This window comes from Methylobacterium sp. CM6241, from assembly GCF_054817845.1.
In genome coordinates, this window is record NZ_CM139246.1 from 2,929,507 (window position 1) to 2,949,693 (window position 20,187).

Genomic DNA, 20,187 nt, shown 5'->3' on the forward strand with positions numbered 1-20,187 from the left:
AGGTCATGCGAGGCTCTGTCCGTCAGCGAATGACGAAGCGGGAGAGCCCAGGCCGGTACCAACCGGTCATGGCGCCGACGGAGCAACCACCCCCGGAAACTCTCAGGCACAATCACCGCTTCGTTTTGACAATCTGGAGAGAGGCGCCTTCGCGGGCGTCCACCGAAGGAGAAATCCCACCCTTCCCGGGGCGGGAGAAGCTCTCAGGTAACCGTGACAGATGGGGGTAGCCGGATCGCTCGATCGAGCGTCCGGAGCCGTTCTGTCATGGGATAACCAGATGCCGCTCGACGCTTCCAGCACACCGCTTCACGCGCTCCATCTGCGCCACGGCGCCCGCATGGTGCCCTTCGCGGGTTTTGCGCTGCCGCTCCATTATCCGGCCGGCCTGATCGCCGAACACCTGCACACCCGCAAGGCGGCCGGTTTGTTCGACGTGTCGCATATGGGCCAGATCCGGCTGAAGCCGGGTCCGAGCGGCATGGCGGACCTCGCTTGCGCCCTCGAAACCCTCCTGCCCATCGACGTGCTGGGGCTGGCGCCCGGCCGGCAGCGCTACGGTTTCCTCACCGGTGACACCGGCGGCATCCTCGACGACCTCATGGTCGCGCGCCTCGACGACAGCCTGATCCTGGTCGTCAACGCAGCCAACAAGGTGGCGGACGAGGCCCATCTTCGCGCCCGTCTGGCCGGCCTGTGCGAGATCACCGTGCTGCCCCGGGCGCTCCTCGCCCTTCAGGGGCCGCTGGCCGAGAGCGCCCTGGCGCGGCTCGCCCCGGAGACCGCCGCCATGCGCTTCCTCGATGTGAAGTGGGTGGAGATCCTCGGCGCGTCCGCCCTCGTCAGCCGCTCCGGCTATACCGGGGAGGACGGGTTCGAGATCTCCCTTCCGGAGGATGCCGCGGATGCGGTCGCCGAGGCGTTGCTGCAGGACAGGGACGTGGAGCCCGTCGGCCTCGGCGCACGCGATTCCCTGCGGCTGGAGGCGGGCCTGTGCCTGCATGGAGCCGATATCGATGCCGGGACGAGCCCGGTCGAGGCAGGCCTGACCTGGGCGATCCAGCCGGTCCGCCGCGCGGGCGGCGCGCGTGAGGGTGGCTTTCCAGGCGCTGAGCGCATCCTCCGCGAGATCGGTGACGGTCCCGCGTCGCGGCGCGTCGGCCTGCTGCCGGAGGGCCCGACCCCGGTGCGGGGAGGGGCCGCGCTCGTCGCAGAGGAAGCCGGCGAGGCCATCGGCCGGGTCACCTCCGGCGGGTTCAGCCCCAGCCTCAAGGCGCCCATCGCCATGGGCTACGTCCCCGCCGCCCTGTCGACGCCCGGCACCCGTCTCTTCGCGGAAGTGCGCGGCCGGCGACTGCCGGTCTCGGTCGTGGCGCTTCCCTTCGTGCCGGCGCGCTTCAAGCGCAGCTGAATCCCGGCCCCCGGCCGACTTCCCCCACACCACCTCTCCACGGAGCGCATCATGCTGAAATTCACGGACGAGCACGAGTGGCTGGCCATCGAGGGCGATGTCGCCACCATCGGCATCACCACCCATGCGGCTGAGCAACTCGGAGACCTCGTCTTCGTCGAGCTTCCCAAGGTCGGCGCCAAGCTCGTCAAGGGCGAGGCCGCGGCGGTGGTGGAATCGGTGAAGGCCGCCTCCGACGTGTTCGCCCCGGTCTCGGGTGAGGTCACCGAAATCAACGAGGCCGCCGTGTTGGACCCGGCCAGCATCGGCACCGACCCGCAGGGCGCGGGCTGGCTCTATCGCCTCCGCCTCGACGACGTCGCCTCCCTCGACGGATTGATGGACGAGGCCGCCTACGCCGAGTTCGCGAAATAGCGCTGACTTACCCTCCCCCCGCAGACCTCGGGCCTGCCCGAGATCTGTTCCTGAGTGCCCAAATGGGGCCAAGCCCAATTTGGGTGGGGGAGGGTGCCTGCGGAGCAGGCGGGAGAGGGGGCGACCTCTCCGGACAACGCGCTCCCCTCTCCCGACCCGCATTCGCGGGCCACCCTCTCCCGCAGAGGGGAGAGGGACGCGCACAGCCGTCAATTGCACCTCCGAGGCCCATCATGCCAAACGATCGCTACGATCCCTACGATTTCGCCAATCGCCGCCATATCGGTCCGACCACCGCCGAAATCGCGGCGATGCTGGCCGTGATCGGCTCCGAGAGCCTGCACGGCCTCGTGGACGAGACCTTGCCGGCCGACATCCGCCAGGAAGAGCGCATCGATTTCGGCACGTCGCTCACCGAGCGCAGGGTGCTCGAACATATGCGCGGCATCGCCGACAAGAACCGGCTTCTCGTCTCGCTCATCGGCCAGGGCTACCACGGCACCACGATGCCGCCGGTGATCCAGCGCAACATCTTCGAGAACCCGGCCTGGTACACCGCCTATTCACCCTACCAGCCCGAGATCAGCCAGGGCCGGCTCGAGGCGCTGCTGAACTTCCAGACCCTGGTCTGCGACCTCACCGGCCTCGACATCGCCAATGCCTCGCTCCTCGACGAGGCCACGGCGGCGGCGGAGGCCATGGGCATGGCCTCGCGCATCGCCCGCAACGGCAAGACCGCCTTCTTCGTCGACGGCGAATGCCTGCCCCAGACCATCGCCGTCCTGAAGACCCGTGCCGCGCCGCTGGGCTGGACCGTCGTCGTCGGCGACCCGTCGACCGATCTCGACCCGGCGGAGGTCTTCGGCGCGGTCTTCCAATATCCCGGCGTCTGCGGCGCCATCCACGATTTTTCGGAGGTCATCACCCGCCTGCACGAGGCCGGCGCGGTCGCGGTGATGGCCGCGGATCCCCTGGCCCTCACCCTGCTGAAGCCGCCCGGCGAGATGGGCGCCGACATCGCCATCGGCTCGATGCAGCGCTACGGCGTGCCCATGGGCTATGGCGGCCCGCACGCCGCCTATCTCTCCACCCGCGAGGCGCATAAGCGCACCCTGCCGGGCCGGCTCGTGGGCGTCTCCGTCGATGCGCGGGGAAACCGGGCCTACCGCCTCGCCCTTCAGACCCGCGAGCAGCATATCCGCCGTGAGAAGGCGACGTCGAACATCTGCACCGCGCAGGTGCTGCTGGCGGTCATCGCCGGCATGTACGCGGTGTTCCACGGCCCGCGCGGATTGAAGGCCATCGCCGCCCGTGTCCACCGCGACGCGGTGCGCCTCGCCGAAGGGCTGGAGAGCCTCGGCTTCACCGTGGAGCCGAAGGGCTTCTTCGACACGATCACCGTCGAGGTCGGCGCCTTCCAGGGGTTGATCCTGCAGAACGCGGTGAAGAACGGCATCAACCTGCGGAAAGTGGGCTCGGACCGCATCGGCATCACCGTCGACGAGCGTACCCGGCCCGATATCGTCCAGGCGGTGTGGCGCGCCTTCGGCGGCGAAGGCTTGACCTATGACGAGGCCTGGCCGGCGCAGCGTCTACCAGAGGCAAATCTCCGCACCTCCGCGTACCTGACGCATCCGATCTTCCACATGAACCGGGCCGAGAGCGAGATGACGCGCTACATGCGTCGCCTCGCCGACCGTGACCTGGCGCTGGACCGCGCGATGATCCCGCTCGGCTCGTGCACGATGAAGCTCAACGCCACCGCCGAGATGCTGCCGATCTCCTGGCCGGAATTCTCGGAGATCCACCCCTTCGTGCCGGCGGATCAGGCGGAGGGCTACCAGGAACTCCTGCGCGACTTCTCCGACAAGCTCTGCGCGATCACCGGCTACGACGCGATCTCGATGCAGCCGAATTCCGGCGCGCAGGGGGAATATGCCGGCTTGCTCGCCATCCGGGCCTACCACCTCTCGCGCGGGGAGGGGCACCGCAAGGTCTGCCTCATCCCGTCCTCGGCGCATGGCACCAACCCGGCCTCCGCGCAGATGTGCGGCATGAGCGTGGTCGTGGTCGGCGCCGACCAGCACGGCAACATCGACGTGGAGGACTTTTCGCGGAAGGCCGAGTTGCACGGCGAAAACCTCGCGGCCTGCATGATCACCTATCCGTCGACGCATGGGGTGTTCGAGGTGCGGGTCCGCGAGATCTGCGACATCGTCCATGCCCATGGCGGCCAGGTCTATCTCGACGGGGCCAACCTCAACGCCATGGTGGGCCTCGCGCGCCCCGGAGATATCGGCGCCGATGTCAGCCACCTCAACCTGCACAAGACCTTCTGCATCCCCCATGGCGGCGGCGGCCCCGGCATGGGTCCCATCGGCGTCAAGGCGCATCTCATCCCGTTCCTCCCCTCCGATCCACGGACGGCCGAGGAAGGGGCCGTCTCGGCGGCGCCCTACGGCTCGGCCTCGATCCTGCCGATCTCGTGGAGCTACTGCCTGCTGATGGGCGGGCGCGGCCTCACCCAGGCCACCCGCGTGGCCATCCTCAACGCCAATTACATCGCGAGCCGCCTGAAGGGCGCCTATCCGGTGCTCTATGCCGGGGCACAGGGCCGGGTGGCGCATGAATGCATCATCGACGTGCGGCCGTTCCAGAAATCGGCCGGGATCGGCGTCGAGGACATCGCCAAGCGCCTGATCGATTGCGGCTTCCACCCACCGACCATGAGCTGGCCGGTGGCCGGCACCCTGATGATCGAACCCACGGAATCCGAGACCAAAGGCGAGATCGACCGATTCTGCGATGCGATGCTGGCGATCCGCGAGGAGATCCGCGCCATCGAGGACGGCCGGATGGACAAGGTCGACAATCCGCTGAAACACGCGCCGCACACGGTGGCGGACCTGATCGGCCCGTGGGAGCGGCCCTATTCCCGCGAGGCGGCGTGTTTCCCCTCGGGAAGTCTCGGCATGGACAAGTACTGGCCGCCGATCAACCGCGTCGACAACGCTTACGGCGACCGCAACCTCGTCTGCTCCTGCCCGCCGGTGGATGCCTATAGCGAGGCGGCCGAATAGGGTAGGTTTTCCGCCTCCTAGCCTACCGGTTTCACACCTCTCCTCCTACAGGCAGAGCGCGTCCCTCTCCCCCTTATGGGGAGAGGTTAGGAGTGGGGGTGGCTCCGCCAGCCTCCGTAAGCTGAGGGTCGCCCAACCACCCCCACCTCCAACTCCTCCCCACAAGCTCGACGGATCTCAGGCAGGCCCGAGATCCGCTGGGGAGGAGGGCCGCTTCCCTCCGTGTAGGATGGCGGTCTCCCGAGGCGCGCAACCGCCGGCCCGAGACGATCCGCCATGCCCGACACCCGCTACACGGTCCTGCCCAGCCCGATCGGTCCGCTTGTTCTGGCCGGTACGGACGAGCGCCTGCATTGCATCGGTTTCCCAACCGGCAAGGGCGCCGTTGCCCCGAAACCGGACTGGCTCCGGGACGACGCGGCCTTCGCCGAAGCCCGGCGGCAATTGAGTGCCTATTTCGAAGGCCGGCTCACCAGGTTCGATCTCGAACTCGACCCGCGCGGCACGCCGTTCCAGAGGCAAGTCTGGACCGCGCTCATGGACATCCCGCTGGGCGAGACGATCAGCTACGGCGAGTTGGCCAGGCGAATCGGCCGTCCGAGCGCCAGCCGGGCCGTGGGTGCCGCCAATGGCGCCAACCCGCTCCCCATCGTCGTTCCCTGCCACCGGGTCATCGGCGCGGCGGGCAGCCTCACGGGGTTTGCCGGCGGCCTCGATACGAAACGATGGCTGCTCGCGCTTGAGCGCGGGGCGACCTCTCGTGTCTCGGCGCAGCTCAGCCTGCTCTGAACCCGGCGCGATGCTTTCGATCTGGGGTGTCGTTATTCTCCACATCCCCACCGCGACGACAAGCAGGCCCGTCCGCAGACACGCCCTGCGTGTTTCGAATTTTGGCGCATCCCGTTCCTGACGTATCCGCCTCTCCAGCGGCCCAACGACAGGGCCGAGCCGGAGGGATGAATGGCGGGACCGGACAATCGTCTGAGCGGGCTCGGCAAGGACGCGATGCGCCTGCTGCGTCCGATCTGGCCGCTCGTGGCCGTGTCCTCGGCGATCGGGGCGCTGAGCGGCCTCGCCACTGCGACGGTTCTGGCCAAGGTCAACACGGCCATCCATGCGGAGGGCGGTCTTTCCGAGACTTTCATTCCCGTCTTCCTCGGCCTCGTCCTTCTCGGCGTCGGCGGGTCCCTTCTCTCCGGGCTCGGCAGCGCCCTGGCGAGCGGACGCATCAGCGCCGGCCTCAGCCGCGATCTCGCCGACATGATCCTCACGGCGCCCATCGACCGTATCGAGCAGATCGGCCGCCACAAGGTCCTCGCTTCGCTCAACACGGATGCCGGCACGCTGTCGACGACGGTGGCGATGCTGTCGGGGCTCATCATCCAGAGCGGCGTCACCGCCGGATGCCTCGTCTACATGCTCACCTTGTCAGCCCCGCTCCTCGCCATCACCCTGCTGGTCTTCGGCCTCGGCAGCTATGTCGAGAACATCCTGCGCCGCCGCGCCATGGTCGGCTACCGCACGCGGCGCTCCCTCGCCGACACGATGCAGAAGCATTTCCAGAGCCTGACCGAAGGCAGCCGGGAATTGCGGCTCAACCGGCAGCGCCGGATGCGGTTGAGGGACGGGGCCCTGACCTCGTCCATCGAAGAACTCCGCCGCAACGAATTCAGGACCCATACGCTCCTCGAATTCTCCTACCTGACGAAGAAGCTGGCCCTGTTCGCCACGATCGCGGCCATCGTGACCTACAAGGCGACTCTGGGGATCGACAACGCCGTCCTCTCCGGCTTCGTCCTCGTGCTGCTCTATATCGAGCTGCCGGTCACCTACATCCTCGCCATCCTGCCCGAGATCGGTAGGGCCCGGATCGCCTACCAGCGCATCGCCGAATTCTCGGCCGGACGCACCGTCTCGGAGCCGAACCTGCTCGCGCCGGAGGACACGCGGACGCCCCGGACCATTGAGGAAATCGAGCTTCGCGGCGTCAGCCACACTTTCCCGGCCGCCGAGGGCAAGCCGGGCTTCACCCTCGGCCCCATCGACCTCACCGTGCGGCGGGGGGAGATCCTGTTCATCGTCGGCGAGAACGGCTCGGGCAAGACCACCCTCATCAAGCTGATCCTCGGCCTCTACCCGCCACAGACCGGCACCCTGTTCCTCGACGGGGCGCCGGTGACGGACGAGACGCGGGACGCCTACCGCCAGCATTTCTCGGCGGTGTTCTTCGATTACTACCTGTTCGACGATCTCGTGCTGCCCGCCGGGGCGAACCCGGCGGCGGCGGATGCCTATCTCGAGACCCTGGACCTCGCCCACAAGGTGACGATCCGGGACGGGGCCTTCTCCACCGTCGATCTCTCGGCCGGGCAGCGCAAGCGCCTGGCCCTGGTTCAGGCCTATCTCGAAGGGCGGCCGGTCCTCGTCCTCGACGAGTGGGCGGCGGAGCAGGACCCCACCTTCCGCCGCCTGTTCTACACACGGCTCCTGCCGGACCTGAAGCGTGAGGGCCGGACCCTGATCGTCATCAGCCATGACGACCGCTACTTCGATGCGGCCGACCGGGTGATCCACCTGAACAACGGCGCGATCCTGGAAGCTCCCCGAACGGAAGCGACCGCGTGAGCGAGACGTCGCCTATTTCGGCAGGGCGTAGATATTCACGTCGAGCTTCTCGTCCGCCTTGTCGTTCAGGTCGGTGACGTATTCCTCGATGAAGCGGTCCTGGACCACCACGTCCTTGGCGTCGAGATAGGCGGTGAGCGTCTCGTAGGTGCCGTCGATCTCGTCGTAGGAGCCCTTATGCGGGAAGCGCAGGGCCTTGCCGCTGGGGGTCGTGCCGAAGCGCAGGCCGCCCGACTCGGCGGGCTTCGGGTCCGGCATGGAGGCGATCGGGATCATCGCCTCGAACTGGAATCCGTCATCGTCGGTCTTGGCGAAGACCGCGATCGGCCGGCCGGTGGGGGTGATCCCGTCCTTGGCGAGCGCCTCCTCGATCTTCACGAAGGCGGCCTTCAGGGCCGGCACCGCCTCCTCCCAGCTCGCCCGCCCCGCCAGGATCGCGGCGGGCTTGGGCGGCAGCGAGACCTCGTCCACGTCGTTGGCGTCGCCGGGGGTCTCCACCAGGGTCTGGCGTGCCGGTCCGGCCGGAAGGGCCGGAGCGGCGGGGAGGGCCTGGGTCGGCACCGGACGGGCCGGCGCGTCGGGATTGACCGGATCGGGCGCCGTCGTGGTCGGCAGGGGAGAGGAGGTCGCGGGCGAGGACGGCTGCTGCGCGAGCGCGGAGGAGACGGCCAAAGCGGCGGCGAGGCTGACGAGCGGCAATAGACGATGACGGGTCAAGGCAACGCTCCGGAGATCGCACGCCGCGACGAATCGTACGGCTGAATCGCGAAGCCTTAAAATAGGGAGGAAGCCGCCCGCCTGCGAGACGCCAACCCGCCCCGAACGCAGGAACGTGACGGGCGCGTCCCTTGTGCAACGCTCCCCCGAGCGGCCCCCGCGTGCGCGGCCCGGCGCTTTGTCCTATATGCGGGGGCCTCGCACGCGGGATGCCCCGTTCAGACAACGAAACCGAAGACGATCATGACGAGGCTCGAGAACCGTCGGTTCCTGAAGATGCACGGGGCGGGCAACGCCATCGTGGTGCTGGACCTGCGCGGCACGGAGCTGGTCGTGCGTGCCGAGGAGGCCCGCGCCATCGCTGGCCACCCGCGCTCGGGCTTCGACCAGCTGATGGTCATCCACGATCCGCGCAGCCCCGGCACGGACGGCTTTATGCGGATCTACAATACCGACGGGTCGGAATCCGGCGCATGCGGCAACGGCACCCGCTGCGTCGCCTACGCCATGCTGGACGACCCGGCCATGGCGCGCCCGGCTGAGAACGGCCGCCTCACCCTGGAGACCAAGGCGGGGCTCGTCGAGGTGAAGCGCGTGGCGCACACCTCCTTCACCGTCGATATGGGCCGCCCCCGCCTCAAGTGGGACGAGATTCCGCTGGCCGAGCCGTTCCCCGACACGCGGCGGATCGAGCTCCAGATCGGCCCAATCGACGCGCCCGTGCTGCATTCGCCGGGCGTGGTGAATATGGGCAACCCCCACGCGGTGTTCTTCGTCGAGCGCGATCCCGACGACTACGATCTCGGCCGCATCGGCCCGATGCTCGAGAACCACCCGATCTTTCCCGAGCGCGCCAACATCTCCGTGGCGCAGGTGACGGGGCCCGACACGATCAAGCTTCGGGTCTGGGAGCGCGGCGCCGGGTTGACGCTCGCCTGCGGCACCGCCGCCTGCGCCACCCTGGTGGCGGCCTCGCGCCTGCGCATGCTCGGGCGCCACGCCACGGTGAGCCTGCCCGGCGGCGACCTCGTCATCGAATGGCGGGCCGACGACCACGTGCTGATGACCGGCCCCGTGGCTCTCGAATGGGAGGATTTCCTGTCCCCCGAACTCTTCGCGCGGGTGGACTGAGTGGCGGTGGAGACCCTGACCTTCGGCTGCCGCCTCAACACGGTGGAATCCGAGGTGATGCGCCGCCATGCCGAGGCGGCGGGGACGGGTGCGGACCTCGTCCTCGTCAATACCTGCGCCGTCACGACGGAGGCCGGACGCCAGGCCCGCAAGGCGATCCGCAAGCTCGCCCGCGAGCGGCCGGGGGCCGAGATCGTCGTCACCGGCTGCGGCGCGCAGGTGGAAACGGACGCCTATTCGGCGATGCCGGAAGTGGCGCGCATCGTCGGCAACGACGCCAAGACCAGGGCCGAGACCTGGCTGCCCGCCACGCATGTCAGACCGCGTCTCGCCATCGACGACATCATGGCCGCGCGCGAGGCGGCACCGACGCGGATCGCCTCGGTCGCCGGCCATACCCGCGCCTTCGTGCCGGTGCAGAACGGCTGCGACCATCGCTGCACCTTCTGCATCATCCCCTTCGGCCGGGGAAATTCCCGCTCCATCACGCTGGACGACGCGGTCGATCAGGTTCGCCGCATCGTCGACCATGGCGGGCGCGAAGTCGTGCTCACCGGCGTCGACCTCACCGCCTACGGCCGGGATTTGTCGCCGTCATCCAGCCTGGGACGGCTGGTCCAGGCGATCCTGCGCCACGTGCCGGATCTCGCGCGCCTGCGCCTGTCCTCCATCGATTCCATCGAGGCCGACGCGGCTCTCTGGGAGGCGATTGCCGGCGAGAACCGGCTGATGCCGCATTTCCACCTTTCGCTGCAGGCCGGCGACGACCTGATCCTCAAGCGGATGAAGCGCCGGCACGGCCGCGACGATGCGATCCGGTTCTGTGAGGCCGTGCGGCGTCTTCGCCCGAATGCCGTCTTCGGGGCCGACCTCATCGCCGGCTTTCCCACCGAGACGGAAGAGCAGTTCACCCGCTCGCTCGATCTCGTTGCCGAATGCGGCCTGACGCATCTCCACGTCTTCCCCTATTCGCCTCGCCCCGGCACGCCGGCCGCGCGCATGCCCCCCGTCGCCGGAGACGTGATCCGCGAGCGCGCCGCCCGTCTCCGTGACGCGGGAGCCGCGGCACTGACGGCACATCTCGCGGGAGAGGTCGGCCGGACCCATCGCGTGCTCACCGAGCGCGGGGGAATGGCACGCACGGAAGGGTTCACCCCGGTCCGGCTGGCAGCCGACACGCCTCCGGGCGAGCTTCGCGACGTGACGATCGCCGGACATGACGGCCGGGTGCTGATCGGGGCGGAGTAATCCGGCGCGACGGCGACCGCCTCTCCCCGCACGCGGGGAGAGGATCGCGGACACCTTGTCGTGTCCGCGATGAGCGAGAGGCGAAGCCGAAGCGAGGGTGAGGGGGCGCATCCGATAGGGGCTCACCCGGACGCGCCCCCTCACCCTCGGCTGCCGCCTCGCCGCGACGACGACGAGGTCGTCGCGGCCCTCTCCCCGCGTGCGGGGAGAGGGGATGTGCGCCCGCCATCCAGCCAGTCCATTTCGCGGGTCATGTCCCGGCGCCAGCGCCTCGACCGTAATGGACGGCCTTCTGAAGTAGAGCGGCCGGGTCAGGCAGCGCCGCCTCTCCCCGCGCGCGGGGAGAGGATCGCGGACACCTTGTCGTGTCCGCGATGAGCGAGAGGCGAAGCCGAAGCGAGGGTGAGGGGGCGCATCAGAACTTGGCTCACCCGGACGCGCCCCCTCACCTTCGGCTGCCGCCTCGCCGCGACGACGACGAGGTCGTCGCGGCCCTCTCCCCGCGTGCGGGGAGAGGGGATGTGCACCTCTCGCTCAGCCAATCCATCGCACGCGTCATGCGCTAGCCCGATACCCACACATCCCCATCCGCTCCCGCATGTGCCCCGGCGCCGGGGCCTCGACCACGATCGGCGGCTTCTTGGGATAGAGCGGCAGGGTGAGCGCGCGGGCGTGGAGCTGCAGCCCGGGTCCGCCCGAGCGCGGGGCGGTGCCGTAGATCGTGTCGCCGAGGATGGGCCAGCCCATGGCGGCGCAATGGACGCGCAGCTGATGCGTGCGGCCGGTGACCGGGCTGAGGGCTAGCCAGGCGAGGCTCCTGTCCGCCGAGCGGCCGAGAACGCGCCATGTGGTCAGCGAAGGGTCACCGGCCGGGTCCGTCTTCATCCACCACGAGCGCGGGTCGTCCGAGCGGCGGGCGAGGGGGAAGTCGATGCGGCCCTCGTCCTCGGCGGGATCGCCCTCGACGATGGCCCAGTAGGTCTTCCCCACCGTGCCGCTCGCGGCGAACAGCTTGTTGAGACGGGCCAAAGCTTTGGCATGACGGCCCAGGGCGAGGCAGCCCGACGTGTCGCGGTCGAGCCGATGGGCGGCCTCGGGACGACGTGGCAGACCGAAGCGCAAGGCATCGAGATGGTCGGTCAGGGTCTCGCCGCCCTTCGGGCCGGGATGGACAGGCAGTCCCGCCGGCTTGTCGATGACGAGGACAAGGGCATCGCGGTAGAGGAGACGCGCGCCTATGTCTGTTATGCGGTGTTCCACTGGGGCATCGGCTGACGGCATCGCCCTGCGCTACTCATGCGGGGTCGAGGGAGCAAGTGGGAATGAGCGAAGACAAGAGGCCGGGCTGGTTGCTGCGGCGGATGTTCGGGAAGAAGGAGGAAGCGTGGCCGCCCGAGCCGGTCCCGGTCCAGCCGCCCGATCCCAAGCCGGAGCGGAAACCCGAAACGGCCATCGAGCCGGCATCGCTTCCCATCGCGTCTCCCGCCTCGGCATCGGAAGGCCAGCCCGACTTCGCCACGGGTGCGGACGACATCTCGGCGATCCCGCTGCCCCCCAGCGAGCCCGCGCCCACCGACCCGGACAAGAACACGATCCCCGACGAGATCGAGGGGGCAGACCTGCAGCCCATCGCGGGCGCGGATGAGCGCCCGCCGGCCGGTACGGCGGGAGACGATCCCGCGCGCGGAGCGGAGAAGGCCGACACCACGACGGTCGCCTTCGCACCGGAGCCCGCCCCGATCCCGGCCCCCACGCCCGAGCCTGTCACCGACCCAGAGCCGGCCTCCGAGAAGCGCGGCTGGTGGAGCCGCCTCACCGGGGGCATGAAGCGCACCTCGTCGGCTTTGTCCGAGCGGGTGACCGGCCTCTTCACCAAGCGCAAGCTCGACGCGGACACGCTGGAGGAGCTGGAAGACGCCCTGATCCAGGCCGATTTCGGCATCGACACCGCCATGCGGATCTCGGAGGCCGTGGGCAAGGGCCGCTACGAGAAGGGCATCTCCCCGGATGAGGTCCGGGCCATCCTCGCCGCCGAGGTGGAGCGGGCGCTGACGCCCGTCGCCATTCCCCTCACCATCGACACAACGAAGAAGCCGTTCGTGATCCTGATGATCGGCGTCAACGGCGCGGGCAAGACCACCACCATCGGCAAGCTCGCCCTGAAGCTGAAGGGGGAGGGGCACAGCCTGATGCTCGCGGCGGGCGACACGTTCCGCGCCGCGGCCATCGAGCAGCTCAAGGTCTGGGGCACGCGCACCGGGGTTCCGGTGGTGGCGGGCGCGCAGGGAGCGGATGCCGCCGGCCTCGCCTTCGAGGCCTTCCAGCGGGCCAGAACCGAGGGCACCGACGTGCTCCTGATCGATACGGCCGGCCGGCTCCAGAACAAGACCGGGCTGATGGCGGAGTTGGAGAAGATCCTGCGCGTCATCCGCAAGATCGACGCCGAGGCGCCCCATGCCGTGCTCCTCGTCCTCGATGCCACCGTGGGCCAGAACGCGCTGAGCCAGGTCGAGCTGTTCTCGAAGGCGGCCAACGTCACCGGCCTCGTCATGACCAAGCTCGACGGCACCGCGCGGGGCGGCATCCTCGTGGCGCTGGCCGCGAAGTTCGGCCTGCCGGTGCATTTCATCGGCGTCGGCGAAGGCGTCGAGGATCTCGAACCCTTCGCCGCGCGGGACTTCGCGCGGGCCATCGCGGGGTTGGACAAGGACTAGATTCATGGACAGGCGCTCCGGAGACCTGCACGAAAAGCGCTCGCGCTAGGAAAGCCGGGGCGACTGTCCTACATCCGGCCTCCCGCCCGGCGCCGCTTCGCGCCCGGGCGTTCCGAACCACGAGCCGCTCACGATCATGACCCTGCCCATCGAATCCGTGCCGCCGCGCCGCCATCTCGACCCGGTGCCGAAGCTCGCCCTGGAAATGGGGCCGCTGGTGCTGTTCTTCCTGCTGAACTCGTTCGGCACGCGGTTCGGCCTGAGCGAGGACAGCAGCACCTTCATGGCCATCGGGGTGTTCGTGGTGGCGACGGTGGTGGCTCTGGCCATCCACTTCGCGCTGCTGCGACGGCTGCCGATCATGCCGCTGGTCTCCGGCATCGTCGTGCTGGTCTTCGGCGGCATGGCGCTGGCGTTGCACGACAAGACGTTCTTCGTGATCAAGCCGACGATCGTGAACGCCCTGTTCGGCGCCATCCTCCTCGGCGGCCTGCTGTTCGGGAAATCCCTGCTGTCGGTGGTGCTCGACTCGGTCTTCGACCTGACCGAGGAGGGCTGGCGCAAGCTCACCTTCCGCTGGGGATTGTTCTTCTTCGCCCTGGCCGCCATCAACGAGGTGGTCTGGCGGACGCAGACTTACGCCTTCTGGGCCAATTTCAAGGTGGTCGGCATCATGCCCCTGACCATCCTGTTCGCCCTGTCGCAGACCCCGCTTCTCATGCGCTACGACCGCAAGGCCGAGGCGAAGCCCGACGTGTAGGGAAAGCCCGTCGCCGGATCAGGGTTTCGCAGTGGCCACCGTCTCCGCCGCCCGGATCTTCTGCAGCACCGACGCATAGTTCTCCGCCGTGACGATCCCCACGAGCTTGTCGCGGATCACGCCGTCGGCGCCGATGATGAAGGTTTCCGGCACGCCGTAGACGCCGAAATCGATACCGGTGCGGCCGGTGGAATCCATGCCCACCGCCTGGAACGGGACGCCGCTGCGCGACAGGAAGCGGCGGCCGTTCTCCGGCGCGTCCTTGTAGTCGATGCCGACGAGGTTCACGCCCGGCTCACGCGCCAGCCGCATCAGTTGCGGATGCTCGATCTGGCACGGGGCGCACCACGACGCCCAGAAATTGACCACCGTCACGCGGCCCTTGAGGTCGGCGCTGGAAAGACCGGGAACGGCCTGGCCTTCGCCGCCGACGAGGTTGGGCAAGGCCGGCAACGCGAAGGCCGGCACAGGCCGTCCGATCAGCGCCGAGGGAATCGCGGCCGGGTCCGCTCCGGATCGCAGGCGAATGAAGAACACCAGGGCCAGCGCCGCGAAGATTACCAGCGGCGCGACGACGAGGAGCGACCGGCGCACCGGCGCCGACGAGGATGCGGCGCTCACGAGCGCTCCCCCGCATCGCCCTGAAGGGCCGCGAGCGCCTGTTTCTGCGCCCGGTGATCGCTGAGCGAGCGCCAGATCAGGGCGCCGATGACGAGGGCGGTGAAGGCGTAGGCGCCGAGGATGAAGCCGGCATGCGGCCCGAGGGAAGCCATCGCTCAGACTCCCCGGATCGCTTGGCCGAGGGGCCGGGCCGGACGCGGATCGGCATCCAGGCGCTCGGCCTCCCGGATGGTGAGCGCCCTGACGCGGCGGCGCAGGATCTCCGTGCGCATGGCGTAGAGATGCAGCGTGATCCCGAGCAGGGTGAAGGCGAGGATCATCTCGAGCAGGGGGTAGAGCATCGAGGGATCGATGCTGGAGCCGCCCATCCGCATGATCGAGGCCGGCTGATGCAGCGTCGACCACCAGTTCACCGAGAACTTGATGATCGGCAGGTTCACGGCGCCCACCAGCGTCAGGATCGCGATGGCGCGCGCGGCCCGGTTCGGATCCTCGATCGTGCGCCACAGGGCGATGATGCCGCAATAGATCAGGAACAGGATCAGCATCGAGGTCAGGCGCGCGTCCCAGACCCAGTAGGTGCCCCACATCGGCTTGCCCCAGAGCGAGCCGGTGACGAGGCAGATCAAGGTGAAGGCCGCCCCGATCGGCGCGGCGGCGCGCTGCGCCACGTCCGCCAGGGGGTGGCGCCAGACCAGAGTGCCGATCGCCGAGATCGCCATCGACCCGTAGAAGAACACGCCGAGCCAGGCCGCCGGCACGTGGATATACATGATCCGCACGGTCTCGCCCTGCTGGTAGTCGGGCGGGACCACGAACCAGGTGAGGTACAGGCCGATTGCGAGCAGCACGGCCGAGAGCCCCGCGAGCCAGGGCATCACGGGGCCGGTCCAGCGCAGGAAGTGACCGGGATGGGCAAGACGTGTCCACATGGTCCGTGGACCTAGCCCAAGGTGCGGTGCAGCATCAATGCGGGCGTTACGCGCATTCCCAGCCGCATCGATCATTTCTTCGCGCACGTCCTCGCGTTTTCCCCACCGGGCCGGTCGGCCTCGATCTCGCGCGCGAGGAAGGCTTCCGCGCGCTGCCAGGATTCGTCGTTGTCGCCGCGAAAGTTGAGTTCCCGCGAGAAGGTCGTCGCGCCGCCGCCGGTCTCCACCATACGAGCGAACATCTGCAAGATCAGCGTGCTGCTCTTGTGGATCACGCCGACGAAGGCGAGCCCGGCGCCGTTCGCCCGCGCGACGCCGAGGATGCAGGCCGGCTCGTTTCCCGGGCAGGACCGCGCCAGGGCCTCCGCGTCGATGCCGACCACGCGAAAGCAGCCCTTGGCGGAGAGGCGGGCGGAGAGCTCCTGGGACATCGCCGCGAGGCGGGCGGCATGTTCGGAGGTCTGGTCCTTCGGCTCGCCGGACGTGTCGAGCATCCGGATCGGCAGCATCGCCAGGTTCGGAGCGGGATCGGCGGAACAGGGCAGGGCGCCCAATAGAAGAGCGATCCCGACGCCGAGCGCGACGGTGCGGCTTCGATGAATCGTGCGCATGGCGTATCCTTGCCCAAGATCGGAAGCGCTCTGCATCGGCGCCTGATCGTCCGACTCTTCGATAGCCGGGCGGGAACACACCTTCTTGCCATCCGGTGCCACCTCGGCGACCTTCTCGTCCGGGGGCGCGACGGGATGCTGATCGGTCTGACCAAGGCACGCTCGATGGGGCCGGTGGCGGACGCGGTGGAGCGCGCCGGCGGTTCGGTGGCCCGCGTGTTCGGCAGGGCCGAGATGCCGATGGCCCTGATCGACGAGCCGGATCGGCTGATCCTGTTGCGAGACCAGTTGCGCATCGTCGAGGAGGCGGCCCGCGAGGTCGGCGACTCGGCTCTGCCGGCCCGGCTGTCACTGGGTGCGGGCGTGCCGAGCCTCGGCCCATATGGGATCCGCGTCTGCGCCTCCGCGACCCTGGGCGAGGCGCTGGCCCTCGGCACCACCCTCATCGTCGATCATTTGCAGACCGCGACCCGGATGGACGTATCGGTCCTGGCGGGCCGCGCCCATGTGACCTATGCCGTCACGGACGACAGTCCCGTCGGGCGGCAGAAGAACGAAATGCTGGCGCTCGGCTACATCCTCGATGTGCTCCGCCGATTCCTGGGGCCGGGCTTCGTGCCCGACGAGGTCGGTCTCTCGGGAGCGGTGCTGCAGGATCGCGGGGCGATCGAGAGCGCGCTTGGCTGTGAGCTTCGCCTCGGGCCGGGTGCCGTCGTGAGCTTCGATGCCGACCTCATCGCGACGAGGAACCCGCGACCGGCCAAGGCAGCGGCGGTCCTGGACATGGCCGGGGTTCCGGACCCCAGCGATTTCCTCCTTTGCACGGGGCATCTCCTCCGCCTCGGCCTCCTCGACAGGCGCCCCTCCATCGATTGGCTCTGTCGCCGGCTCGGTCTGTCGCGGCGTTCGCTTCAGCGCCGGTTCGAGGCGCACGGCACCAGCTACGGCGCCTGCCTCACCCAGGTTCTGATCGGGGAGGCCAAGCACCTGCTCTCGCGGACGGACCGGCCGATCGGCCGGATCGGCCTCGATCTGGGCTATGCCGACGCCGTACATTTCACCCGCGCCTTCCGTGGCTGGACCGGCCTGCCGCCGACGGAATGGCGGCATCTGGCGTCTGGCCTGGAAACGCGGCCTTCGATGGGGCGTTGAGCCGACGCCATGCTCGACAAAGCCCTCTACTACGCCCTGACCTTCGCGGAATCGCTCCTATCCGTGGTCGGCATCCGTGCCACCTACGAGCAGCCGCGCTACGAGGTGGTCGAGCAATTGCCCCGCAACGTCGAGATCCGCCGCTACGAACCGCGTGTCGCGGTCGAGACCGACATGGCGGGACCGGGCGATGCCGAGGCGTTTCGCCGGCTGTTCCGGTACATCACCGGCTCCAATGGCGGAGACGACCGCATCGCGATGACGGTGCCGGTGGAACAGGGCACCCTGATTGCCATGACCGTGCCGGTGGAGCAGGGCGGCGATCTGCGCGTCATGCGCTTCTTCCTGCCCGCCGCCATGGCTAAGGACGGACCGCCGGTCCCGACCGACCCGGCGGTCCGCATCGCTCGGCTGCCTGCCGCGACCTTCGCCGCGCTCCGCTTCTCCGGCACACTCGATGCGAGAGCCCGTGAGAAACGCGAGGCGGTTCTCCGGCAGGTCCTGGCGAAGATGGCCCGCGAGACGACGGGGCCTTCGAGCGTGCTGAGCTACGATCCACCCTTCACGATCCCTTTCCTGCGGCGCAACGAGATCGTCATCCCGGTCGCGGAAGGGCGCTGATCATTCCGACCAGCGCAGGGCCGCGGCCGCCGCGAAGGTCCCGATCACCGCCGCGATCAGGCTGAGGGCCGACAGGATCAGCAGGGGCGTCGTGAAGGGCACCGTGCCGCCGGATGCCGCCTCGGTCGCGGAGACGCCGAAGATCAGCGTTGGGATCATCAGCGGCAGCACCAGGACGGCGAGGATCAGGCCGCCCCGGCGGATCGAGGCGGTGAGCGCGGCGCCGACGGCGCCAATGAAGGTCAGGGCCGGCGTCCCCACCAGCAAAGTGAGGCCGGTGGCGCCCATGGCGGTGCCGTCGAGGGCGACGAGCAGCCCGAAGAGCGGCGAAGCGAGAGCCAACGGCAGGCCGGTGGTGAGCCAATGGGCAATCACCTTGGCGAGCACCACCATCTCCATCGGTGCCGGAGCGCCGGTCATCAGGTCGAGGGAGCCGTCCTCCTCGTCGGCCTGGAACAGGCGGTCGAGGCCGATCAGGGTGGCGAGCACGGCGGCGAGCCAGAGGATGGCCGGACCGATCCGCGAGAGAAGGTTGAGGTCGGGCCCCAGCGCGAACGGCACGAGGGCGACGATCATCAGGAAGAACACCAGCGACAGGGCGCCCGAGCCGCCGACGCGGGCGGCGAGCTGCAGGTCGCGGGCGATGAGGGCGCGCATCACGCCGATCACCACCACACCTCCGAATCGGCCGCATTCGCGCCGGCCGAGGCGGGTGCGGGTTTCAACGCCTCGTCGATGCGCAGTTCGCGGGCATCCTCCAGGCCGAGGGACTGGTGGGTGGCCGCCACGATGAGACCGCCCTCGGCCCGGTGGCGCGCCATCAATCCGGCGAGCACGGCCTGAGAGGCGGTGTCGAGGGCCGCGGTCGGCTCGTCGAGCAGCCAGAGCGGACGCCGGCACACGAGAAGCCGGGCGAGGGCGACGCGGCGGCGCTGGCCGGCGGAGAGGTAGGCCACCGGCAACCGCAGGGCATGGCCGAGCCCGAGTTCGTTCAACGCTTCGGCCGGGCTCGCGGTGGGCGCGCCGAGGAGGTCGCGGGCGAAGGTCAGGTTCTCCTCCGCCGTCAGCGGGCTTTTCAGCCCGTCGCGATGGCCGACCACGTGGAGACATTCGGCCAGCGTCGCCTCACCGACGTCGGCAACCGCGATGGTGCCGGCATCCGGCTTCAACCGGCCGGCGAGAAGGCTGAGCAGGGTGGATTTTCCCGCCCCGTTGCGCCCCGTCACCATCAAGGCCTCGCCGGGGCCGAGCGCGAAGGACAGACCCGAGAAGATGCGGCGGCCGGAGCGGCGGGCGGCGAGGTTCGTAGCGGTCAGCCGCACGGGGATCCCTGCCGGCCGACGGCAACGGCACGTTTCCAACTGCTCACTGAATTTGCGACCTCCACGTCTCGCGCAGGCGGCGCGGGCTCCCTCTCTTGGAAGGCTACTGGATTCATACATCTGCTCGACAGCCGTTCCCTCGATCCAAGAGGGTTGGCATGAGGCGCAGCGGAACTCCCTCTCTTGGAAGGAGAGGGCTGGGGTGAGGTGTGGTCCATCCCCGGAGAGGTCACACACCTCACCCTGTCCCTCTCCTTCCAGGAGAGGGCACCCGAGCCGCCCGCGAGAGGCGTGAATGCCGTAGCCGGAAGAGGGCGCCTGTCACGCCTCATACCGACGTGAGGGTTCTGACTCGTTGGCAGTTTTGTGGATGGGGCAAACCGCTGCATCGCAAGGGTAAGAGGATCGTGCGCGACGGCCGCGATCACAATGCATACCGAGCGAGGAGTTCCGAGATGGGAACGAAGTCGCTTTTCCCCGCCTTCAGGTCGGCAAGCCGCCGCTCGGCGATTTGAACGTCCGCACGATCCTCAAGGTAATCTAGGATCGCGTCGCGGGCGTCTTCACGCGCGCCTTGGCCTGTCCGCCGACCATGCGCATCCATATGCGCTTCGATCTCCGGGGGCAGGCGAAAGGCGATCATGGAATGCTCCGGCATGGCCGCCTGCATAGCTCGCGCACCGAGGCTCGTCCACGTTCTCCCCGACACTCCTGCGCTCGTGTCACAGCAGGGCGTAGCGGCCAGTTTCGAAGTGTTCTATACGGGGCGCAGGCTGCGCCGCGCGAGTCCCGAGCGTCCAAATCGCTCGTCGCGCAACATCCTGTCCG

The 20,187-nt window shown here is 68.8% G+C and carries 21 protein-coding genes and 2 riboswitches; of the genes, 11 read left to right on the forward strand and 10 right to left on the reverse strand.

Features of this window, described 5'->3' with window-relative positions; genetic code table 11:
• Positions 1-28: 28 nt before the first annotated feature.
• Positions 29-128: riboswitch (glycine riboswitch) on the forward strand.
• A riboswitch (glycine riboswitch) is annotated at positions 129-230 on the forward strand.
• A gap of 50 nt (positions 231-280) precedes the next feature.
• From gcvT to ACYQR9_RS13655, 5 genes are all read left to right on the forward strand, one after another.
• On the forward strand, positions 281-1,411 hold the full coding sequence (gene gcvT / locus ACYQR9_RS13635) for a glycine cleavage system aminomethyltransferase GcvT (protein WP_461226656.1): 1,131 nt from the start codon (positions 281-283) through the stop codon (positions 1,409-1,411).
• A gap of 51 nt (positions 1,412-1,462) precedes the next feature.
• Positions 1,463-1,825 carry a glycine cleavage system protein GcvH gene (gcvH, locus tag ACYQR9_RS13640; RefSeq protein ID WP_461226658.1) on the forward strand — a complete coding sequence of 121 codons (363 nt, stop codon included), beginning with the start codon at positions 1,463-1,465 and terminating at the stop codon, positions 1,823-1,825.
• A gap of 233 nt (positions 1,826-2,058) precedes the next feature.
• Positions 2,059-4,905 carry an aminomethyl-transferring glycine dehydrogenase gene (gene gcvP, locus ACYQR9_RS13645; protein WP_461226660.1) on the forward strand — a complete coding sequence of 949 codons (2,847 nt, stop codon included), beginning with the start codon at positions 2,059-2,061 and terminating at the stop codon, positions 4,903-4,905.
• Positions 4,906-5,181: 276 nt separating this feature from the next.
• Positions 5,182-5,694, forward strand: a complete 513-nt coding sequence (locus ACYQR9_RS13650) for a methylated-DNA--[protein]-cysteine S-methyltransferase (RefSeq protein ID WP_461226662.1) — start codon at positions 5,182-5,184, stop codon at positions 5,692-5,694.
• 171 nt (positions 5,695-5,865) lie between these two features.
• Positions 5,866-7,530, forward strand: coding sequence for a cyclic peptide export ABC transporter (locus ACYQR9_RS13655; protein ID WP_461226664.1), 1,665 nt, complete (start codon positions 5,866-5,868; stop codon positions 7,528-7,530).
• 12 nt (positions 7,531-7,542) lie between these two features.
• Here ACYQR9_RS13655 and ACYQR9_RS13660 read toward each other — a convergent pair whose 3' ends face one another.
• Positions 7,543-8,247 carry a GyrI-like domain-containing protein gene (locus tag ACYQR9_RS13660; RefSeq protein ID WP_311276737.1) on the reverse strand — a complete coding sequence of 235 codons (705 nt, stop codon included), beginning with the start codon at positions 8,245-8,247 and terminating at the stop codon, positions 7,543-7,545.
• Between the two features lie 243 nt (positions 8,248-8,490).
• Between ACYQR9_RS13660 and dapF the strand changes: the two genes are divergently transcribed.
• Together dapF and mtaB are read left to right on the forward strand one after the other, a co-directional pair.
• The gene (gene dapF / locus ACYQR9_RS13665; protein WP_461226667.1) at positions 8,491-9,378 is read left to right on the forward strand and encodes a diaminopimelate epimerase; all 888 of its coding nucleotides are present in this window, start codon (positions 8,491-8,493) and stop codon (positions 9,376-9,378) included.
• Positions 9,379-10,626: a tRNA (N(6)-L-threonylcarbamoyladenosine(37)-C(2))-methylthiotransferase MtaB gene (gene mtaB / locus ACYQR9_RS13670; RefSeq protein WP_461226669.1), complete on the forward strand. Its 1,248-nt coding sequence runs from the start codon at positions 9,379-9,381 to the stop codon at positions 10,624-10,626. It abuts the gene before it with no gap.
• A 311-nt stretch (positions 10,627-10,937) separates the two neighbouring features.
• On the opposite strand, the gene ACYQR9_RS13675 is transcribed toward mtaB, so the two are convergent.
• Both ACYQR9_RS13675 and ACYQR9_RS13680 read right to left on the reverse strand, forming a co-directional pair.
• Positions 10,938-11,153: a hypothetical protein gene (locus tag ACYQR9_RS13675; protein ID WP_461226671.1), complete on the reverse strand. Its 216-nt coding sequence runs from the start codon at positions 11,151-11,153 to the stop codon at positions 10,938-10,940.
• A gap of 28 nt (positions 11,154-11,181) precedes the next feature.
• Positions 11,182-11,907: an RluA family pseudouridine synthase gene (locus tag ACYQR9_RS13680; RefSeq protein WP_461226673.1), complete on the reverse strand. Its 726-nt coding sequence runs from the start codon at positions 11,905-11,907 to the stop codon at positions 11,182-11,184.
• Between the two features lie 41 nt (positions 11,908-11,948).
• Here ACYQR9_RS13680 and ftsY point away from each other — a divergent pair, with 41 nt between their 5' ends.
• Together ftsY and ACYQR9_RS13690 are read left to right on the forward strand one after the other, a co-directional pair.
• Entirely contained in the window at positions 11,949-13,340 is a 1,392-nt protein-coding gene (gene ftsY / locus ACYQR9_RS13685) for a signal recognition particle-docking protein FtsY (protein WP_461226675.1), read from the forward strand.
• Positions 13,341-13,482: 142 nt separating this feature from the next.
• Positions 13,483-14,100 (forward strand): septation protein A, encoded by a 618-nt coding sequence (locus ACYQR9_RS13690; protein ID WP_311275578.1) that lies wholly within the window; start codon positions 13,483-13,485, stop codon positions 14,098-14,100.
• A gap of 18 nt (positions 14,101-14,118) precedes the next feature.
• Here ACYQR9_RS13690 and ACYQR9_RS13695 read toward each other — a convergent pair whose 3' ends face one another.
• From ACYQR9_RS13695 to ACYQR9_RS13710, 4 genes are all read right to left on the reverse strand, one after another.
• Positions 14,119-14,721 (reverse strand): DsbE family thiol:disulfide interchange protein, encoded by a 603-nt coding sequence (locus ACYQR9_RS13695; protein ID WP_461226677.1) that lies wholly within the window; start codon positions 14,719-14,721, stop codon positions 14,119-14,121.
• Positions 14,718-14,873, reverse strand: a complete 156-nt coding sequence (ccmD, locus tag ACYQR9_RS13700; RefSeq protein ID WP_018044168.1) for a heme exporter protein CcmD — start codon at positions 14,871-14,873, stop codon at positions 14,718-14,720. The genes ACYQR9_RS13695 and ccmD overlap by 4 nt, the downstream gene beginning before the upstream one ends.
• A gap of 3 nt (positions 14,874-14,876) precedes the next feature.
• The gene (locus ACYQR9_RS13705; RefSeq protein ID WP_056427478.1) at positions 14,877-15,653 is read right to left on the reverse strand and encodes a heme ABC transporter permease; all 777 of its coding nucleotides are present in this window, start codon (positions 15,651-15,653) and stop codon (positions 14,877-14,879) included.
• Positions 15,654-15,724: 71 nt separating this feature from the next.
• Positions 15,725-16,264 carry a DUF2380 domain-containing protein gene (locus ACYQR9_RS13710; protein WP_461226679.1) on the reverse strand — a complete coding sequence of 180 codons (540 nt, stop codon included), beginning with the start codon at positions 16,262-16,264 and terminating at the stop codon, positions 15,725-15,727.
• A gap of 135 nt (positions 16,265-16,399) precedes the next feature.
• Between ACYQR9_RS13710 and ACYQR9_RS13715 the strand changes: the two genes are divergently transcribed.
• On the forward strand, positions 16,400-17,416 hold the full coding sequence (locus ACYQR9_RS13715; RefSeq protein WP_461226681.1) for an AraC family transcriptional regulator: 1,017 nt from the start codon (positions 16,400-16,402) through the stop codon (positions 17,414-17,416).
• A 9-nt stretch (positions 17,417-17,425) separates the two neighbouring features.
• Complete coding sequence (locus ACYQR9_RS13720; RefSeq protein WP_461226683.1) at positions 17,426-18,037, forward strand: SOUL family heme-binding protein; 612 nt, start codon at positions 17,426-17,428, stop codon at positions 18,035-18,037.
• Here the strand turns inward: ACYQR9_RS13720 and ccmB are convergent, their stop codons facing one another.
• The 3 genes from ccmB to relB all read right to left on the reverse strand — a co-directional run bounded on the left by ccmB (position 18,038) and on the right by relB (position 20,002).
• Complete coding sequence (gene ccmB, locus ACYQR9_RS13725) at positions 18,038-18,694, reverse strand: heme exporter protein CcmB (protein ID WP_461229805.1); 657 nt, start codon at positions 18,692-18,694, stop codon at positions 18,038-18,040.
• A gap of 8 nt (positions 18,695-18,702) precedes the next feature.
• Positions 18,703-19,359, reverse strand: coding sequence for a heme ABC exporter ATP-binding protein CcmA (gene ccmA, locus ACYQR9_RS13730; RefSeq protein WP_026175999.1), 657 nt, complete (start codon positions 19,357-19,359; stop codon positions 18,703-18,705).
• Positions 19,360-19,783: 424 nt separating this feature from the next.
• Positions 19,784-20,002, reverse strand: a complete 219-nt coding sequence (relB, locus tag ACYQR9_RS13735) for a type II toxin-antitoxin system RelB family antitoxin (RefSeq protein WP_461226685.1) — start codon at positions 20,000-20,002, stop codon at positions 19,784-19,786.
• Positions 20,003-20,187 lie beyond the last annotated feature (185 nt).

Bases quoted from the DNA above. Each gene is read 5' to 3' on its own strand.
- gcvT (WP_461226656.1), top strand. From the start codon at position 281: ATGCCGCTCGACGCTTCCAGCACACCGCTTCACGCGCTCCATCTGCGC.
- gcvH (WP_461226658.1), top strand. From the start codon at position 1,463: ATGCTGAAATTCACGGACGAGCACGAGTGGCTGGCCATCGAGGGCGAT.
- gcvP (WP_461226660.1), top strand. From the start codon at position 2,059: ATGCCAAACGATCGCTACGATCCCTACGATTTCGCCAATCGCCGCCAT.
- ACYQR9_RS13650 (WP_461226662.1), top strand. From the start codon at position 5,182: ATGCCCGACACCCGCTACACGGTCCTGCCCAGCCCGATCGGTCCGCTT.
- ACYQR9_RS13655 (WP_461226664.1), top strand. From the start codon at position 5,866: ATGGCGGGACCGGACAATCGTCTGAGCGGGCTCGGCAAGGACGCGATG.
- dapF (WP_461226667.1), top strand. From the start codon at position 8,491: ATGACGAGGCTCGAGAACCGTCGGTTCCTGAAGATGCACGGGGCGGGC.
- ACYQR9_RS13680 (WP_461226673.1), bottom strand. From the start codon at position 11,907: ATGCCGTCAGCCGATGCCCCAGTGGAACACCGCATAACAGACATAGGC.
- ftsY (WP_461226675.1), top strand. From the start codon at position 11,949: ATGAGCGAAGACAAGAGGCCGGGCTGGTTGCTGCGGCGGATGTTCGGG.
- ccmD (WP_018044168.1), bottom strand. From the start codon at position 14,873: ATGGCTTCCCTCGGGCCGCATGCCGGCTTCATCCTCGGCGCCTACGCC.
- ACYQR9_RS13705 (WP_056427478.1), bottom strand. From the start codon at position 15,653: ATGTGGACACGTCTTGCCCATCCCGGTCACTTCCTGCGCTGGACCGGC.
- ACYQR9_RS13710 (WP_461226679.1), bottom strand. From the start codon at position 16,264: ATGCGCACGATTCATCGAAGCCGCACCGTCGCGCTCGGCGTCGGGATC.
- ACYQR9_RS13715 (WP_461226681.1), top strand. From the start codon at position 16,400: ATGCTGATCGGTCTGACCAAGGCACGCTCGATGGGGCCGGTGGCGGAC.
- ACYQR9_RS13720 (WP_461226683.1), top strand. From the start codon at position 17,426: ATGCTCGACAAAGCCCTCTACTACGCCCTGACCTTCGCGGAATCGCTC.
- ccmB (WP_461229805.1), bottom strand. From the start codon at position 18,694: ATGCGCGCCCTCATCGCCCGCGACCTGCAGCTCGCCGCCCGCGTCGGC.
- relB (WP_461226685.1), bottom strand. From the start codon at position 20,002: ATGATCGCCTTTCGCCTGCCCCCGGAGATCGAAGCGCATATGGATGCG.